Source organism: Lactococcus lactis (genome assembly GCF_029023865.1).
GTDB lineage: Bacteria > Bacillota > Bacilli > Lactobacillales > Streptococcaceae > Lactococcus > Lactococcus lactis.
Window position 1 is genome coordinate 1,745,875 of the sequence record NZ_CP118969.1, and the last position, 18,100, is coordinate 1,763,974.

General features: G+C 35.0%; 14 protein-coding genes. 1 reads left to right on the plus strand and 13 read right to left on the minus strand.

Features of this window, described 5'->3' with window-relative positions:
• Nucleotides 1–49 precede the first annotated feature (49 nt).
• The 3 genes from ftsY to PYW37_RS08670 form a co-directional block, all read right to left on the minus strand.
• On the minus strand, nucleotides 50–1,429 hold the full coding sequence (ftsY, locus tag PYW37_RS08660) for a signal recognition particle-docking protein FtsY (protein WP_023188836.1): 1,380 nt from the start codon (nucleotides 1,427–1,429) through the stop codon (nucleotides 50–52).
• A 61-nt stretch (nucleotides 1,430–1,490) separates the two neighbouring features.
• The gene (locus PYW37_RS08665; RefSeq protein ID WP_003132565.1) at nucleotides 1,491–2,042 is read right to left on the minus strand and encodes a DUF3159 domain-containing protein; all 552 of its coding nucleotides are present in this window, start codon (nucleotides 2,040–2,042) and stop codon (nucleotides 1,491–1,493) included.
• Between the two features lie 9 nt (nucleotides 2,043–2,051).
• Nucleotides 2,052–2,861: a Cof-type HAD-IIB family hydrolase gene (locus tag PYW37_RS08670; protein ID WP_011835534.1), complete on the minus strand. Its 810-nt coding sequence runs from the start codon at nucleotides 2,859–2,861 to the stop codon at nucleotides 2,052–2,054.
• 376 nt (nucleotides 2,862–3,237) lie between these two features.
• Here PYW37_RS08670 and PYW37_RS08675 point away from each other — a divergent pair, with 376 nt between their 5' ends.
• Nucleotides 3,238–4,578: an amino acid permease gene (locus PYW37_RS08675; RefSeq protein WP_003132560.1), complete on the plus strand. Its 1,341-nt coding sequence runs from the start codon at nucleotides 3,238–3,240 to the stop codon at nucleotides 4,576–4,578.
• A gap of 49 nt (nucleotides 4,579–4,627) precedes the next feature.
• On the opposite strand, the gene PYW37_RS08680 is transcribed toward PYW37_RS08675, so the two are convergent.
• The 10 genes from PYW37_RS08680 to argJ form a co-directional block, all read right to left on the minus strand.
• Nucleotides 4,628–5,389 carry a YibE/F family protein gene (locus PYW37_RS08680; RefSeq protein WP_003132559.1) on the minus strand — a complete coding sequence of 254 codons (762 nt, stop codon included), beginning with the start codon at nucleotides 5,387–5,389 and terminating at the stop codon, nucleotides 4,628–4,630.
• Nucleotides 5,386–6,504 (minus strand): YibE/F family protein, encoded by a 1,119-nt coding sequence (locus PYW37_RS08685; protein WP_023188837.1) that lies wholly within the window; start codon nucleotides 6,502–6,504, stop codon nucleotides 5,386–5,388. The genes PYW37_RS08680 and PYW37_RS08685 overlap by 4 nt, the downstream gene beginning before the upstream one ends.
• A 90-nt stretch (nucleotides 6,505–6,594) precedes the next feature.
• Nucleotides 6,595–7,005: an EbsA family protein gene (locus tag PYW37_RS08690; RefSeq protein ID WP_003132556.1), complete on the minus strand. Its 411-nt coding sequence runs from the start codon at nucleotides 7,003–7,005 to the stop codon at nucleotides 6,595–6,597.
• 90 nt (nucleotides 7,006–7,095) lie between these two features.
• Nucleotides 7,096–9,264 (minus strand): LTA synthase family protein, encoded by a 2,169-nt coding sequence (locus PYW37_RS08695; RefSeq protein WP_025016726.1) that lies wholly within the window; start codon nucleotides 9,262–9,264, stop codon nucleotides 7,096–7,098.
• 240 nt (nucleotides 9,265–9,504) lie between these two features.
• Nucleotides 9,505–13,029: a chromosome segregation protein SMC gene (gene smc / locus PYW37_RS08700; RefSeq protein ID WP_025016727.1), complete on the minus strand. Its 3,525-nt coding sequence runs from the start codon at nucleotides 13,027–13,029 to the stop codon at nucleotides 9,505–9,507.
• Nucleotides 13,019–13,714 carry a ribonuclease III gene (gene rnc / locus PYW37_RS08705; protein ID WP_023188840.1) on the minus strand — a complete coding sequence of 232 codons (696 nt, stop codon included), beginning with the start codon at nucleotides 13,712–13,714 and terminating at the stop codon, nucleotides 13,019–13,021. The genes smc and rnc overlap by 11 nt, the downstream gene beginning before the upstream one ends.
• A gap of 171 nt (nucleotides 13,715–13,885) precedes the next feature.
• Nucleotides 13,886–14,887 (minus strand): ornithine carbamoyltransferase, encoded by a 1,002-nt coding sequence (gene argF / locus PYW37_RS08710; RefSeq protein ID WP_044009629.1) that lies wholly within the window; start codon nucleotides 14,885–14,887, stop codon nucleotides 13,886–13,888.
• Nucleotides 14,888–14,914: 27 nt separating this feature from the next.
• Complete coding sequence (argB, locus tag PYW37_RS08715) at nucleotides 14,915–15,766, minus strand: acetylglutamate kinase (RefSeq protein WP_011835542.1); 852 nt, start codon at nucleotides 15,764–15,766, stop codon at nucleotides 14,915–14,917.
• On the minus strand, nucleotides 15,763–16,896 hold the full coding sequence (argD, locus tag PYW37_RS08720; protein WP_023188844.1) for an acetylornithine transaminase: 1,134 nt from the start codon (nucleotides 16,894–16,896) through the stop codon (nucleotides 15,763–15,765). The genes argB and argD overlap by 4 nt, the downstream gene beginning before the upstream one ends.
• A 12-nt stretch (nucleotides 16,897–16,908) precedes the next feature.
• On the minus strand, nucleotides 16,909–18,099 hold the full coding sequence (gene argJ, locus PYW37_RS08725) for a bifunctional glutamate N-acetyltransferase/amino-acid acetyltransferase ArgJ (RefSeq protein WP_025016728.1): 1,191 nt from the start codon (nucleotides 18,097–18,099) through the stop codon (nucleotides 16,909–16,911).
• Nucleotide 18,100: the final 1 nt, after the last annotated feature.

Sequence of the window (18,100 nt, forward strand, 5' to 3'; positions counted from 1 at the left end):
AAGCATTGCCTAAACTGAACAAAACTTTTTTTACTTCTTATTTTATATTTTATAAAAGCTCTTTGAAAAGCCCTCTGACGAAAAATTCTTCATCAAAATCTTGTAAATCATTAAGCTTTTCACCTAAACCAATCAATTTAACTGGAATTTTAAGACTTTGAACGATTGACAAGACAATCCCACCTTTGGCCGAACCGTCAAGTTTAGTCAGAGCAATTCCTGTAATTGGAGTAACTGCTGAAAATTCTTTGGCTTGTTGAATGGCATTTTGGCCTGTTGTTGCATCAAGTGCCAAAATCGTTTCATGCGGAGCATCTGGAATTTCTCGTTTAATCACTTTACCAATTTTTTCCAGCTCTTTCATCAAATTATCTTTATTTTGCAAACGTCCTGCAGTATCCACAAGTAAAATATCATAATTTTCAGCTTTAGCTTTTGCGAGAGCGTCAAAAACGACTGCCGCTGGATCTGAACCAGCTGGTTTTGTGACTACTTCAACGCCTGAACGATTTCCCCATTCAACTAATTGGTCAATAGCACCTGCCCGGAAAGTATCCGCAGCTGCTAAGAGTACTTTTTTGCCTTCATTTTTATAACGAGCAGCTAATTTACCAATGGTCGTTGTTTTACCAACACCATTTACCCCAACAAAAAGGAAAACACTTAATCCATCCGTTTGGATATCCAATTTTGTCGGTAATTTTTCACCGTCAAACTTATCAACAATTTTTTCAATAATCAATTGACGCAAGTCATCTGTTGATTTAGCATTAACTAATTTTGCTTCCTTGCGCAATTCTTCAGTCACTTCCATTGCCAAATCCACACCGACATCTGACATAATTAAAGTTTCTTCAAGTTCTTCAAAGAATTCTTCATCAACTGTCCGGAAGTTGGCAAAAAGTTCATTAAAGCCGTCAGAAAAAGTCTTACGAGTTAAAGTTAATGACTGTTCATATTTTTTCTCAGTTTCCTCACGTGATTGAGTGAAAATATTAGCCAGAGCATCAATATCAATGACAATCTCTTCTTCCTCATCTTCGTCAGTAACTTTTTTCTCAGTCACTTCTGTAGTTTCAGAGATTACTTTTTCGTCAGTAATTTTTTCTAATTTTTCATCATTTTCTGGTTTAACAATTTTTTCGTCAGTAACTTCTACTTCAACCTTTTCAGAAATAATAGGTTCATTTTCACTGACAGGTTCATCCGTAATTTCTGGCTCAACATCGATCATTTTACTGACAGACTCGTCAGTAACTTTTTCTACTTTTGCTGGCTCTTCAGTTACTTCAGGCCGTTTAGCAGTTTCATTTTCTTTTTCATTCTTGACTGCTTCAGTGATTTCACTAGAGTGATTTTCACTGACAGGCACATCATGATTAGTGTCCTCTTGTTTCTTCTTTCCGAAGAGTCGGTCAAAAAGTCCCATTTTTTCTCCTTAATAAAATATCACATTTTGATGATAAAGTTCATTCATATAATGAAAGATTTTAATTTAATTTTTTTCTTAAAAATGCAAGCCCTAAAACAAGGACTCCAACGGCTGAAAAATCGATTACCTTTGAAAGCAAAACGAAAGCCGTGGTCTCTACAAAAAAGGCTAATAAAATGACTGACAAAGCATGAAAAATAAAAACCAAGCCCATAAAAAGAGTCATTATTAACATTTTTCTGTGATTTTCACCCTCGCTAGCAAGCTCTAAAAGCGGTCGATTTAGAAGGACTGACAGTAAAAAAATCGTTCCAATAGCAGCCGTTAAAATCGGGTGCCAGAGCTTGAAAGCAAGATTATTTCCATGCGTCAGATAAACAGCTAAGAGTGAAATTAAAAAACCAATAATTGCCACTAAAGAAACAGGATTTAACTCTTTTTTTCTAATTAAAGACCAGAGCATATGAACAACTGGAAAGGCTGTTGCAATTCCTAAAGCTAAAGTGTCTGAATTCCCAAGCATTTTTAAAAACAAATAGGCAATAACTGGTAAAATAATCGCAAAAATTAAACTCGGCAAATACTTTTTTAGTTGAACTTCATCTTTCATTATTAGTCCTTAGAGTACATATTTTTCAATAATATGAGCAACAGCGTGTTGGTCATTAGTTAAATCAGAAATAATTCTTGCTTCTTCTTTAACTGCTGGGACAGCATTTGCCATAGCAACACCATATCCTGCCCAAGAAATCATTGATAAATCGTTTGCTTCATCTCCCATGGCCATTACATTTTCTGGTTTTAAGTTTAACTGATTAATCAATTGTGTCAAACCATAAGCTTTATTAATTCCTTTTGGCATAAATTCTAAAAGCTTCGCTTGAGTTTTAAAAATCTCAAATTGGTCAAAATAAGATTCAGGAATTTTATCAAGACTAGCGTCCAACAATTCTTTTTCTGTACAAGAAACAATCTTATTATAAACCACATCAAGTGGAACTTGATCAAAATCAACTTTGATAAAAGTTAAAAGCTTATTTAAAGTGTCATATTGCGAGTCAATTTTACTTTTCGTCATATAAACTTTTTCTTCACTCAAAACATCGCAAGGAATGCCAAGATTTGAAGTCAATTCTTTAATTTCTAAAATTTCATCATGTGAAAAACTTTTTTTAGATAAGATTTGACCCGTATTTCTTTGGACCAGACCACCATTAAAGGTAATTGAAAAATCTTCAAAATCAAGCATTTCTAACGTTTTGAGAAAGGGTTGAATTGCAATCAAAGGACGCCCCGTTGTTAAAACAACATGGACCCCTTTTTGTCTTGCTGCATTAATAGCCAGACGATTTTCTTTTGAAATTTCTTTTGAAGAGTTGAGTAAGGTTCCATCCAAATCTAGGGCAATGAGTTTAATTTCTTTATTCATTGTTTAATTATAGCACACTGTATCAGTCAGGTTCAATAATGCTCACTAAAGTCAGATTGAGAATTAAACATTTACTAATATTTTTAGATTATTCATAAAAATGTTTGACAAATCTAAATCTTTTGATTACACTTAGAATAATTAAAAAAACGAGGTCCAATAAATGACTTATTTACAAGCTTCTCTTAACTTGTTGTTGAAGGAGGGCTCACACTAGCTAATTTAAGCTAAATGTGTGAGTCCTCTTTGACGTTTGTCATTAACGAGGACGAAGAGACGTCCTCAGGACGTCTTTTTTTAATGTTTTATTATCAATTTATTAGTCAATAAAAGAGAGACGTCTCTGCTTATTGATTTAGAAAGCTAGGAATTATCGTTGGAAACTAATCAATCCTTAAAGAAAAAAATGGCCGCACGCCATATTACTATGATTGCTCTTGGTGGAGCAATTGGTGCTGGTCTTTTCAAAGGAAGCTCATCAGCCATTGCTGCCGCTGGTCCCTCTGTCTTAATCGCTTATTTTATCGGAGGAATCGTTCTTTATTTTGTAATGAAGAGTTTAGAAAAGCTTGTTCTAAGTTCAAAAGATCCACACGGCTTGTCCGGACTTGTTCAGCCTTATCTGGGTAATCATACGGCTGATTTTACGGACTGGGTTTATTGGTCAATGTGGATGATTAATATCATTGCTGAGGCTGTTGCTGCTGCAAGTTTTTTGCAGCTCTGGTTTGCTAATGTTCCCACTTGGGTTTTTGTCTTGATTATTGCCCTTTTAACTTCCCTTATTAACTTATTCTCAGTTGCTCTTTTTGCTGAGACAGAATACTGGTTGGCATTTATTAAAATTAGTGTTGTTATTTTGTTGATTATTTTTGGTGTTTTTCTTGTGGCAAAACAAATTTTTGATACTAATCTAGTGACTACTTTCTCTGGAATGACCGCTCATGGTGGCTTTGCTCCTCATGGCTTTAAAGGGGTCATTAATTCTTTATTAATTGTTATCTATTCGTATGGTGGTTCTGAATTAATTGCTATTACAGTTAGTGAAACAGAAGATCCTAAAAGAGCCATTCCTAAAGCCATCCGCGGTGTAATCGGTCGAATTATTTCATTTTATATTATTCCGATGTTCTTACTTCTTGTAATTTATAATTGGCAAACGTTGGCTACTTCTTCAATGAGCCCTTTTGTTATGGTCTTTAATAAAATGCATATTCCTTTTGCTGGCGATATTGTCAACTTGATTATCATTCTTGCCCTCTTCTCATCAATTAATTCTGGAATCTATGCTTCATCTCGCCTTTTGTATTTCCGTTTAAAAAATCGTCAAGGTAAAATGGCTCAAAGAATGGCTCATTTAAATAAACATCACGTTCCTCAAAGAGCAGTTATTTTCTGTTCAGGTACACTTTATATCGGTGTTGTTCTTTCTTATTTTGTCGGTGATCGTTTGTTTAATTACTTGGCTGGTTCCCTTTCTTACACTGTTTTAGCCGTTTGGATTTTAATTAGTCTCGCTGGTTTTGGTCTCTCTCTTAAAACAAAATCATTATCCGGTAGAACAATGAGTCTCTTAGCACTTATTGCTCTCTTTCTCATTCTGATTGGTATTTTATTTACTAATCCAATCGGTGTGACTGTCTTCACAGCAATTCTTTATTTCATCATCTTTATCAGTTATCGAAAAAAGAATGATTCTGTCAGTAATTTAAACTAATAAAAAAGACTTGATAATTAATCAAGTCTTTTTGTTTTTACTGACAGAATTATCTGTCAGTATTTTTTTGCTCAAAAGATTTTTGAACAAAATAACCAGAAAGCCAAATTGCAAATAGAATCCCTAACATTCCTAAAAGCATGGCGGCAACTTCAGCCATCAGCAATTTTGAATTAAAAATATCCGCCAAGCGATAGTTTAATCGTACAAACCAGAGAATTAGACCGACAGTTGCCCCCAAAACTCCAAAAAAGAGGGTATTGACAGCCGTTCCCAAAATTTGTTGAGATATAATTTCTCTTTGATTTTTAAATTGGTCAAGACTCATGTTTTCGTCCTGCTCAACAACTTCCGAAAGGCTAGCTGCTAAAGCCATCGCTGATTCTGCTACCGCTCCAAGCATGGAAATAACCATGACTACAATGGCTACATTTGAAAAATTAAGCCCCACATTTAATGACAGATTTTCCAATTCATCAACATCTTCTGTAGCAAATCCCTGAAATTGACCAAAATGTTGAATGATTAAAGCAAGAATGAGCAAAGATAAAACAACAATGATACTCGTTTTAAAAGCAATCAACGTGACTTCACTTTCATCAGCAGACATAAAGATAGCTATTGCCAAAATAATTACTGACAGAACTATCAGAACTGCTATTGCATTAAATCCCCAAGAAATTAAAGTAATTAACACAAAAATAGCAATAAAATTAAAGGTCAAACCAATTAAATTTCGTAAGCCATCTTTTTTGGCAACGATAAGCATCAACACAATCAGTAAAATTAATAGGATCAAGAGTGCATTCATAAAGAACTCTCCTTTCCTTGATGACTTCTAGTCAAAGCAAAACTTGTGAAAACAGCGGTAATTGGCACAGCTAACACGATTCCAATGGCCGAAATAATTGTTTGTAATAACCCAAGATTAAGACCAACCGTTGCAATATAAGACCAAGAATTTCCATTTCTCAATAATAAAAGCGTCATCGGCAAAGTTTCCGCCATGAAAATCATGAACAAAACATTTGTCAAAGTTCCAATGAGCTCTTGCCCAATTGAAATTCCTGATTTAATGTAATCTTTTCTGACCATATTTATTTTGTTCAATTTATTTTGTCTAGCCATACCAAAAAGCCCTGCAACAATATCACCTGTACCATCCATGATTGCCCCTAAAACTGAAATCATTGTCCCAACAAAGAAAAACTCTGATGGATTTTGGGTGACATAGTCCAAATATTCAAAATGAATACCCGAATTCCCTGTCATTTTTAGAACGAATAAAACAACTGAAAAAGTTAAAGCAGTGGTTAATACGGTAGTTATAAAAGTATAGAGCATCTGTTTTGTGGGTCCCAAGACAAATAAAAGGGAGGAAGCTGCAAAAATTACTGACAGAATCCCAAATAGCAAAATGACAGGTGGATTAAATTCAACGTTAAGGGCGATGACAATCACAAAGTAAAGAAGGTTTAAGACTAGAGATAAGAAAAGAAAAATTGAAGCCCTAAATCGTTCAAAACTAATGACAAAACCAATAAATAAAACGAGTAGTCCAACAATTAGTGCATCCCTTTTTAAGGTCACAATTTGATAATTTCCCGATATTTTCTTTAAGATTACTTGCTGACCAACACGATAAATTTGTCCTGTTGTTTGAGAGAGAGTTGTCGTGTTTTTTAAATTTAAATTGCCAGGCTCTGCTCCTTTTGCATTGAGGACTTTTATTGACAATTCTTGCGTGACTTGACGGTCTTTATTTTGAAAATCATCACTCACTTCGTGACTACTTACCGTTTTGGCAACCGTAATTTTGCCAACTGGCGCCTCGTACAAAAATTGGTCATGACTCACAAGAAAAAATGCAACAATAGCAAAGATTATGGGAAGTAGCATTTTCTTGAATATCCATTTTATATTCATAACTTTCCTTTTTTCATCGACTAAAACAATGAATTTTAGTCCTATTTTTTTATGACAAATCAAAAGACGACAAAACTGCCGTCTTTTTTATTAGGCTTTTAAATCACTGACTTTATCAGAATGTTCTATCGTATCATGCAAAGTTGCTAAAGCTTCTTTAGACTTTCCAAAAGTGAAGAATTGATAACGTTTGCCAGCATAAGAAAATCCAAAACCAAATTTAGTTGTTTTTACGGCTGTGATATATTTCAATTCAATTGTTTTCATTCGCACTCGGGGGAAAGTTGTAAAGTGAAGCTCGTCATCAGCAATGAAGAAACGGTGTGGCCAAATCAAAGTGATAAAGATAATATATGAAACAATCGCCAAAATAGTCAAAAACCAGTTGCCTTCTTTATTAAATTCATAAAAAAGTGTTCGCTCAAAGCTTAAAATGATGATGCCCCAGAGCAAAACTAATCGATGATTAAGTGACACTGGCAGAAAATATCCTGTTTTCATTGGTTCCTCTCTTAATATAAAGTGCTGACCAGCCTCAAAATTAGATTAACTCATTTTGAAACATTTTGTCAGTAACTTATCTTATTTTTATTAATCTTTCACCTTTGGTGAATCTTGTCCTTTTTCAACTTCTGGAATTTCAACCGAATAATCTGGTAAAGTTGATTTTCCTTGATTTTGACTAAGTAAACTATTTGATCTAGCTGCTAAATCTTCATTTTCTTTCTTCAGTCTCTTCTCGGTTGCCTTGACCGTATAGTTGTAATCTTTAGGGTCAACAGCTTTAAAGCCTTCTGGCGTATAGAACCTGAGGAGATTTTGATTATTTAATTTATCAGATGCTTTTAAGAGATCAGAAACTTTTTGCTTGGTTTCTTTAACATATTGTTCTTGCTGAGCATTAAGTTTTTCAATCTGCAAGCCCGTTTGAGTATCATAATAGTTTCCATTCAAACTTGGTTGAGTAATGGTTGGAGTAACAAATCCACCATTTCTTAGAGCAACAAAATCTTGACGACCAGAAGCAAACATATCTTGACCAAACTGTACATATTTTTTCGTATCAATCCCAAGTAAATGCTCAAGCGTTGGCATAACATCAAGTTGACCAACATAAGTATTGATAATATGACCATTTGTATGTCCAGGAATATCTACCATGAATGGTGTTCTTTGTAACATTGTACTATCGTAACTATTGAAAGTATCAGCATTATAGCCAACATAAGGCGCAAATGCCTTATTATCACTACCAGAAATTCCGTAGTGGTCACCATATAACACAATAATTGATTTATCGTATAAGCCAGATTTCTTCAAATAATCATAAAATTGTTGAACTGCTTGGTCTAAGTAATGAGCCGTTTCAAAGTAACCGTCAACTAATTTATTCCCTGAATCAACAGTTGCAAAGTTCGGATCTTTGTCTTCATCATCCATTGTATATGTTAAGTGATTTGTAACTGTCAAATACTTAACATAGAAAGGTTGTTGCATTTGTTCAAGCAATGGTACAGAATCACGGAAGAGTAATTTATCTTTAATTCCCCAAGGACTCATATTTGATGCGGAATTATCAAAGAAACTTTGGTCAAAGAAGTTTTGATAACCCATTTGTTTGTATGTATTCAATCGATTATAGAAAGCACCAACGTTCCCATGAACCACAGCTGAACTATAACCATCGGTTTGATTCAAGATAGCCGGCATTGCTTGGAAAGTTTGGGTTGAACCATATTTGGCAAAAAGTGAGCCAGCTGGTAAACCAAATGTTGATGTTTCCAATAGATTTTCGGCATCAGAAGTTTTTCCTTGTCCAACCTGATTGAAGAAATTACTGAATGAGTAAGTCGAATTTGAATGATAGATTGAATTTAGGAAAGGCGTAACAACATGTTCTTTTCCGTCTGTTCCTTTAATTTTCAAATCAATCAATGCTTGTTGGAAAGATTCCAAGTGAATCTCAATAACATTGCGGTTTTTAGCAATTCCATACATTTTCAAGTTCGGTGCTAAATAACGATTTGAAGCAATGTATTTTTGAATTTCTTGCAAGCTTTCTTTGCTGGCATCTTTGCGTTGCGTATTTGCTAAATTCGTATAATAACCGTCTGTTAACATCCATGGGCCTAAGCCAAGATATCGAACAATATAAGTTTTATCTGATTGGGCCTTACGCAAAATCAATTGGTGTTTATTAAAATCTCCAAACCAGAAATTCAAACCAAACAAAGCCAAGCCGATTGAAAGATAAGTAAATGCTCTTTTCGCACCAACCGGTCGTTGGTCGAATTTCATTTTTTTAGCAATCAATAAAACAATAATGACTACAAGGTCAATCCAATAAACCCAGTCCATCAAATGAACAGGCACCGAGCCAAAATCAAAACCATGTTGGAACATTCCGGCCCCACCAGTCATCGTATCAATCGTGATGAAATCGGTGAATTCTCGATAATAGAGAATATTAAGATAGAGCAAAAAGTTTGCAGCTATCGTTAAGACCAGTGTCGCTAAATAGAAAAGCGAAGTTCTTCTAATAAAGAGTAAAACAGCAAAACAAATAGCTGTAAAACCAATTGGGTTAATAATCATCAGCAATAATTCTGCTGGACCAACTCCGCGAAGATTAAAAACTCCAAAGTAGGCAATCATCGATTTTACCCATACAAAAAATACAATAAAACTAAGCAAACCAACACGTGTGTTGAAAGCAGATAGTAATTTTTTCAATTTATTATCCCCAGAAAATATACTCATTCTTCCTTAATTTAAAGAAAAACTGCAGTCAATTCATTAATATAAAACTTATTAATGAATACGAAAAACGCCAATTTCATTATTTTTTTAATAATGAAATTTTTTAAATTCATGTTTTTGTTGCTTAAATTATACGACTTTCCTTATTTTTAGGCAAATCATATACCAAGCCATAAATTAGGCAGTCCTTCAAAAATCAATTTATAGTGTAGCATTTATAGATTAAAACTATCTTAAATTTCAATTAATAGCCGAATCAAGTTTCACCGAAATCATCTTAGAAACCCCAGCATCAGCCATTGTAACGCCATACATTGAACCTGCTGCCGCCATAGTTCCACGACGGTGTGTTACAACAATAAATTGATTACTATTATCAAAGTGATTCATGTAATCACCAAAACGTTTAACATTGGCTTCATCAAGTGCCGCTTCAACCTCATCAAGAACCACGAAAGGTACTGTTCGTACTCTTAAGATTGCAAAAATTAAAGCTAAAGCTGTCAGCGCTTTTTCTCCACCACTCATCAAATTTAAACTTGATAATTTTTTACCTGGCGGTTGTACTTTAATTTCAACCCCAGCTTCTAAAAGGTTGTCGCTTGTTAATTCTAAATCAGCAAGCCCACCAACAAACATTTGAGCAAAGGTCGTTTTGAAACTTTCACGAATCGCATCAAAACTTGTTTTAAACCGAATTTTAACTTCATCATTCATGTCATCGATTGTACTCAATAAAAGATTTTTAGCTTCTAATAAATCATCTTTTTGACTTGAAAGGAAAGTAAAGCGTTCATTGACTTCATAAAATTGAGCAATGGCATCCAAGTTAATTGGTCCTAATGCCTTGATTTGACGTTCTAGATTTTTGAGTTTTTGCTCAGCCTCCGCTAAATCATCCACTATTTTTGCAGTGGCTTGCGCCTCTTCAAAACTGATTTGATGTTCACTATTCAACGTTTCTTGAAGTGTCATCAATTGTCCTTCAATTTGTTCCAATTGCATTTCATAACGCGTTTTTTTCGTGTTAAGTTCTTGTGTTTGCTGGATAAAATCTTGATTGTGATGTTCTAAATCTTCCATTTGAGCTGCTAAATCTTCACGTTCAAATTTTAAACTAACCATTCGGACATTAATTTGACTCAAGCGTTCTTCTACTTCTGTCAGTTGTTTTGAGAAATTATTTCTTTCTGTTTCATCAAATTGGACAGGGTTTAAAAGTGCTGTCAGTTGATTTTTTTCTTCTGTCAAGGCTGACAAGTCTGTCAGTAAACGTTTTTCATCTGCTTTGGTGAATTTCAATTCACTGGCCACTTCTGATTGACGAAGTTGAGCCTGATTTAAAGCACTTGTTTTCTCTGATTGCAAGGCTTTATGCGCTTGACTATTCGTTTTAACTTCTTCAAGTTGCTTTTCAATTTCAGCTTTTCGCTCTGTAATTTTTGCAAGAACTTCTACTTTATGTTCATTTTCTTTAGTTAATTCAAGCAAATTACCTGTTGCTTCTTGATTTGCTGACAGATTAGTTAATTGTTCTAGCGCAACTTTTTGTTCTGTTAATTGTTCAATTTTCAAATTCAAAGATTGTTCAACAAAACGTTTTTCTTCCCCTTGAGTTTTCAAAAGTTCAATTTCTTTTAGCAATTCTTGACGAGCACTTTGGGCTTTTTGAACTTCTTTTTCTGAAATTTTTAACTGCTCTTCTGATAACTTAATTTGTTTTTCTAAATTACTTATTTCAACAGAAGTAAAAGTTGTTGAATTACGTTTCCCAGCTCCTCCTGCATAAGAACCGCCAGGGTTAATCTGTGTTCCGTCAAGCGTAACAATCCGAACATTATAATTCATTGCTCGAGCGATAGCAGTTGCATTTTCTCCAGAATCAACAATCACCGTTGTTCCTAAAAGTGAGCTCATCGCCTTATGCAAACGACTTTCAAAGCTTACAAGATTGATTGCTAAATCAACAAATCCTGTCATATTTTGAATACGATTTAAACCATTAAAGTCTCGTCCTTTAATCGTTGTCAACGGTAGAAAAGTCGCCCGTCCTAATCTTTTTTCACGTAGAAAAGCAATTGCTCTTTTAGCAGCATTTTCGTCTTCTGTGACTACATTTTGGCTCCCGCCACCTAGAGCAATATCAATGGCTGTTGTATATTTAGGGTCGAAGGTCAATAAATCAGAAACAACCCCAATCACGCCACCAATTTGCGAAGCATTTTGCATCACGGCACGGACACCAGCAAATAAATTACTATGACTCTCACGGATATTTTGCAAGGAAGTCAAACGGGCCTTATGTTGGTTAAGTTCTTGCAGATAATCATACATTTTATTTTGGGCTAAACGTTCTAATTCTGCCTGTTTTTTCTCTGCTTGATTTCCTTCTTCAAATTTCGCTAAAAGGGTCTCGATTTCTTTTTTAACAGTATTTAAATTTTCCTGTGCTTCAGATAAATCTTGACTGATTTTTTCAAATTTAGTCAAATTTTCTCTGACAGACTCATCCTGTTCAGATTGCCTACGGCTCAAATCTGTAATTTCAGCTTTATTTCTAACGATTTCATTTGAGATTTGGGCTTCTTCTTCAACTAATTGAACAAATTCATCACGTAACCGTTCCATGACCACTTCTGGTGATTCAGATAAGGTCGCTAAATCTGCTGACAGCTCTGTCAGTAATTTATCTAAGTCATTTTTTTCTGTCAGTAAAAGTTCTGATTTTTTTTGAACTTCTGCCAAATTTTGTTGAGTGATTTCTAAACGACTTTTTAAGTTTTCTAAACGTTCTTCGCGTTCCGCAGCTGATTTTTCTGATGAATCTTTTTGAACATCAAATAATTCAATTTTTCTTGTTAAATCTGATTTTAGATTAGAAAAATTAAGTTGGTCAGCTTGCAATTTTTCTTGCTCGGCTTCTACTTTTTGGCGTTCTGTACGTAATTGACTGACTTGCTCATCGTAAACTTTTTTACGAGTTGATAAACTCGCTAATTCCTGTGCCACTTGCGCCAAATCAAGTTCTGTTTGATCATATTTGGCTTTTTTAGATTCCAACTGACCAACCAGTACAGAAAGTGACAAGTCTGAACGTTCTGCTTCTAGTTCTTGAAAACGGAGTGCAGTATCTCTTTGCGATTGTAAGGGCACGAGCTGACTATTTAATTCAAAAATGATATCTTCTAAACGGTCAAGATTATCTTGGGTTGAATTTAATTTTGATTCAGTTTCATTTCGTCGATTTTTGTATTTTAAAACACCTGCCGCTTCTTCAAAAATGGCACGTCTTTCTTCCGGTTTAGAATTAAAAACAGATTCAATTCGTCCTTGGGAAATAATCGATAAAGAGTCACGACCAAGCCCAGTATCTGTAAATAAATCATGAATATCACGCAAACGACATTTACGACCATTCATCAAAAATTCGGAATCGCCATTTCGATATAAACGTCGGGTAATAACAACTTCTTCATTCTCATCTTGTCCTTGCAAGTAATGATCAGAGTTGTCAAAATGAGCAATAACCTCAGCATAATTAAGAGCACGTCTTTTTTCAGTTCCAGCAAAAATAACATCGGGCATTTTCCCACCACGAAGTGCTTTAGCCGATTGCTCGCCCAAAACCCAGCGCAATGCTTCAACAATATTTGATTTCCCAGAACCATTTGGACCGACAACTGCGGTTATCCCTTTATCAAATTCAACTTTAGTCTTATCGGCAAAAGATTTGAAGCCGACAATTTCCATTTTTTTAAGATACATGGTTTTGCCCTTTTATTGCATTTTCTGCTGCTTTTTGTTCTGCAACTTTTTTAGATTTTCCAAGCCCTCGTCCGAGTTCTTTACCATTGTTAAAAACCGCGGCCACAAAGGAACGGTCATGAGCTGGCCCTTCTTCTTTCAGAATCTTGTAGCTAATCGTTGTTTCTCCACCAATTTGTAACACTTCTTGAAGTTCTGTTTTATAGTCAATCACTTTAACATAGTCATCATTTTTAACGTGAGGAATGACTACATGTTGGATAAATTTACGAACTTCAGCCATTCCTTGGTCAATAAAAAGCGCACCTAAAAAAGCCTCAAAAAGGTTCTCTAGTGTTGTTTCGCGGTCACGACCGCCCATTTTTTCTTCACCATGACCTAATCGCAAGAACTCACCAAAACCGCATGAGCGTGAAAAATTAGCAAGTGATTCTGTCCGAACAATGCTTGAGCGCATTTTGGAAAGTTCTCCCTCTAATTTCTCAGGATAAGTCCGATAAAGATAATCAGAAATAACCAAAGATAGGGCAACGTCTCCCAAAAATTCCAAACGTTCATTGTTTGCAATCTTTGGGAGCCGTTCTTCATTTGTAAATGAAGAGTGTGTAAAAGCTGTTTTTAATAAATCTTCATCATTGAAGACTAATCCGTAATCATTTTTTAATTTTTTTTGAAGCTTGAGCATAAAAATCTCCTTCACTTAAAACTTCTCTTAATTTTTAGTTTTATCCCTTATTATACCAAAAAAAACGTTTTTTGTATGCCTTTCCCTGTGGAACGGGACTTTTGCGCCATAAAAAAGAGAAAAAACATTAAATCTGGGCTATTCCCCCTTAATTAACGTTTTTTCTCTTTTTTATATTTTAGGAATAAATAAATCCCCTAAAGTAGCCGCCATGACTGCTTTTATGGTATGCATTCGATTTTCAGCTTGTTCAAAAACGACCGAATTATTTGAATTAAAAACTTCATCAGTAACCTCTAATTCATTAAGGTTATAATTTTCCTTAATTTCTTTCATCACTTCTGTGTTTAAATCATGAAAGCTGGGTAAACAATGCATAAAAATAAAGTTTTTATTAATAATTTTTTCAACAACTTTTTGATTAATTTGATAGGATTTCAATAATTTAATTCGCTTGGCTGTTTGAGCTTCCTCACCCATACTGACCCAAACATCAGTATAAACAATATCAGCATTTTCAAGTCCATTTAAATCTGTTCGGATACTTATTTTACTGCGACTTTTCATGGCATATTTACGTGCCAGTTTTTGTATTTCTAAAGCGGGTTGCAAGGACTCGGGCGAAATAATTGTGATATTTACGCCTAAAATTGCTCCAGTCACTAATAGAGAATTTGCCACATTATTTCGTCCATCACCAACATAAGCGAGGGTTAAATCTTGCAAATGGCCAAAATGCTCCTTGATTGTCATAAAATCTGCCAGCATCTGTGTCGGATGCCAATCATCAGTCAATCCATTCCAAACGGGTCTACCTGAATCTTTGGCTAGAATTTCCACATCACTTTGCTTAAACCCACGAAACTCAATGCCATCAAACATTGAACCCAAAACTTTCGCCGTATCTGAAATAGATTCTTTTTTGCCCAACTGAATATCATTTGGCCCTAAAAATTCAGGATGTGCTCCCAAATCTACAGCGGCCGTTGTAAAAGCTGCTCTTGTTCTTGTAGATGTTTTTTCAAAAATAAGGGCAATATTTTTATCTAATAAATATTTATGTTGAATATGTTCTTTTTTTAACTTTTTAAGATGAATTGCAAAATCAATCAGATATAACAATTCATCTTTACTAAAATCTGTTTCTTTTAAAAAACTTCTTCCTTGAAACATTCTCTCTCCTCTTATTTGCTTAAATTATCAATGATTTATCATTGTCCCTTGCCCTTTGTCAGTAAATAATTCCAATAACAAGGCGTGAGGAACACGACCGTCTAATAAAACAGCCTGACCCAATCCTTCAAACATGGCATATTTAATGGCTTCAATCTTTGGAATCATTCCGTCAGTAATTTTTTTCTCTTTGACTAACTTTTCTAGATTGGTCAGATTGATTTCATCAATAAATGACTCCTCGTCAGGAAAATTGCCATATAAGCCACGAACATCGCTTAATAAAATAAATTGTTCAGCACTCAATGCACCGGCAATTCGACTGGCTGCGGTATCAGCATTAACATTATAAATTTCACCATCAAGACCAATGCCGGCCGAAGCAATGACGGGAACAGCATCCGTTTGATTGATACGCTCAATGATTTCCGGATGAATCGCTGTAATTTCTCCAACATAGCCTAAATCTTCAGAAATAGGTTTGGCTTCTATCAATTTACCATCAATTCCTGAAACGCCAATCGCATTGCCACCTAAACGAATGATATCTTGAACCAAACTTTTATTTACTTTTCCAGCTAAAGCTGTCAGTGCTAATTGAGCTGTTTTCTTATCTGTCACGCGCAAACCTTGAACAAATTGGCTTTTTTGCTCATATTTTTCAAGTAATTCTCCAATCGCAGGTCCACCGCCATGAACCAAAACTACTTTAATTCCCACCGTTTTAAGTAATAAAATATCTTTTAGAATACTTTCTTTCACTTTTTCATCAATCATCGCATTCCCACCATATTTAATGACAACCGTTTGGTCACGATATTTCAGAAAATATTTGAGACTTTCGGTCAAAGTTTGAGCTGTGTTTTGTGAATCTCTCATAAAATTTTCTCCAATAGTTCTGCTCCTTTTTGCAGTTCTTCTTTCGTCATGACAAGCGGTGGGAGTAAGCGAATGACATCATGACCAGCTGACAAGGCTAAGAGACCATTTTCACGCAGTAAAGCAAGAACTTCTGGAACTTTTTTCTCGTCAGTTAATTGAATTCCAATCATCAATCCCAAACCTCTGATGGACTTAACCGTCGCTTTTACTGACAGCTTTTCTGTCAGTAATTTTAAGAAAAAAATGCCTTTGACAGTCACTTTTTCTAAAAACTCACTGTCAATTTCTTTTAAAACTTCATTAGCCGAAGCCATGGCTAAAGGATTCCCACCAAATGTTGAGCCATGCTTTCCTGCTGAAAAATAACTGGCATATTTATTCTTAGCGAGCATCGCACCTGTAGGAATCCCATTCGCCAATGCTTTTGCCGAAGTAAAAATATCCGGCTCAAAATCAAAATGTTCAAAAGCAAATAATTTTCCAGTTCGACCAATTCCAGTTTGAACTTCATCAATAATCAGTAAAATTCCTTTTTGCTGACAAGTTTTTAGAGCTTCAACAAAATCTGGAGAAATTGGTAAAACGCCACCCTCACCCTGAATAATTTCAAAAATAATCGCGCCAATTTTTTCTTTTTCAAGAATTTGCTCAAGTGCTACCACATCATTAAAAGGACTAGCCACAAAATTTGGTAATAAAGGCGAAAATCCTGCTTGGATTTTTTCTTGCATGGTAGCACTCATAGCACCAAAAGTACGACCATGAAAGCCATCTGTAAACGCCAAAATTTTCTGATCTTTTTTGATGAGATGAGTTAATTTTAAAGCTGCTTCATTAGCTTCAGTCCCAGAATTACAAAAAAAAGCTTTATAAGAATGATTTTGACTTAACTTTTCAGCCACATCTTCTTGCAAAGGATTTTGATAAAGATTTGAAAGATGAGACAGGCTGTCTAATTGAGCTTTCACCGCCACTTTTCCCTTTTCAAAACTATATCCTAAATTCATGACCCCAATCCCACTTGTGAAATCTAAATACTTATTTCCCCTGTCATCAAATAAATATTGATTTTCTCCTTTGATTAAGCTAAACGGTAGGCGACCATAATTTTCAAATAAATTTGTCATTTTTTCTCCTTCTTAACTTGTATATAAAGCATTAATTTCGACATATTTATAAGTCAAATCACAGCCCCAAGCCTGACCCAAGCCACTTCCAGCATTCAAGTCAGCAATAATTTCAATTTTATCTTCTTTTAATTTCTCAGAAAGAAAAGCTGCATCAAAGTCAACTGGTGTTGAATGATAAAGCACAAGTTCATCTTGAAGTTTTAATTCAATATCAGAAACTTCAAAATTAGCCACCTGACCAATTGACGAAATAATCCGCCCCCAGTTAGGGTGTGCACCAAAAATTGCCGTTTTAACTAAACTTGAACCCACAATTTTTTTGGCAATAAATCGCGCTGTTAAATCATTTGGCGCTCCTTTGACGGTCACTTCAATCAGTTTAGTTGCACCTTCACCATCAGCGGCGATTTGTTTGGCTAAGGACTGACAAACCTTTGCCAGCATTTCTTTAAACAAAAGATAGTCTGAACTTCCTTCTAAAATTTCATTATTTTTAGCTTGGCCATTTGCCATCAACAAAACAGTATCATTCGTTGAAGTATCTCCATCCACTGTAATCTGATTAAATGTCGTTTCAATAATTTCTGATAATGTTTTTTGTAGTAAAGCTTGAGCAATTTTTGCATCCGTCGTAATAAAAGCAAGCATGGTTGCCATATTTGGATGAATCATCCCCGATCCCTTACAAACCCCGGCCATATTCACGATTTGACCCCCAATTTCAGCTTCAAAGTTAATTGTTTTAGTTTGGGTATCTGTTGTTAAAATGGCTTTGGCAAAATATGCTGCTGTCCCTTCATTTTTGGATAACTTTGAAATCCCTGTGGCAATTTTTTCCATCGGAAGCTGTACTCCAATGACCCCTGTTGAGCAAACCGCCACTTCCTCAGCTTTGAGTTCAAATTTTTCAGCAAGCAATTTTTGTGTTTTCAAAGCATTTGCATAACCCTGCTCGCCTGTTACTGCATTGGCAACCGCCGAATTACAAATAATGGCCCGTGCTTGTCCTTTTTTGACAATTTGACGGTCAATCAATACTGGCGCTGCACAAACCTTATTGGTTGTAAAAACGCCAGCAATCGCAGCTGGAACTTGACTTAGTATTAACCCTAAATCTAAGTTTTTATATTTTAATTGTGCATGAACAGCATCTGCCAAAAATCCCTTTGGACTTGCAATTGTCCCTTTTATTTCTTTCATT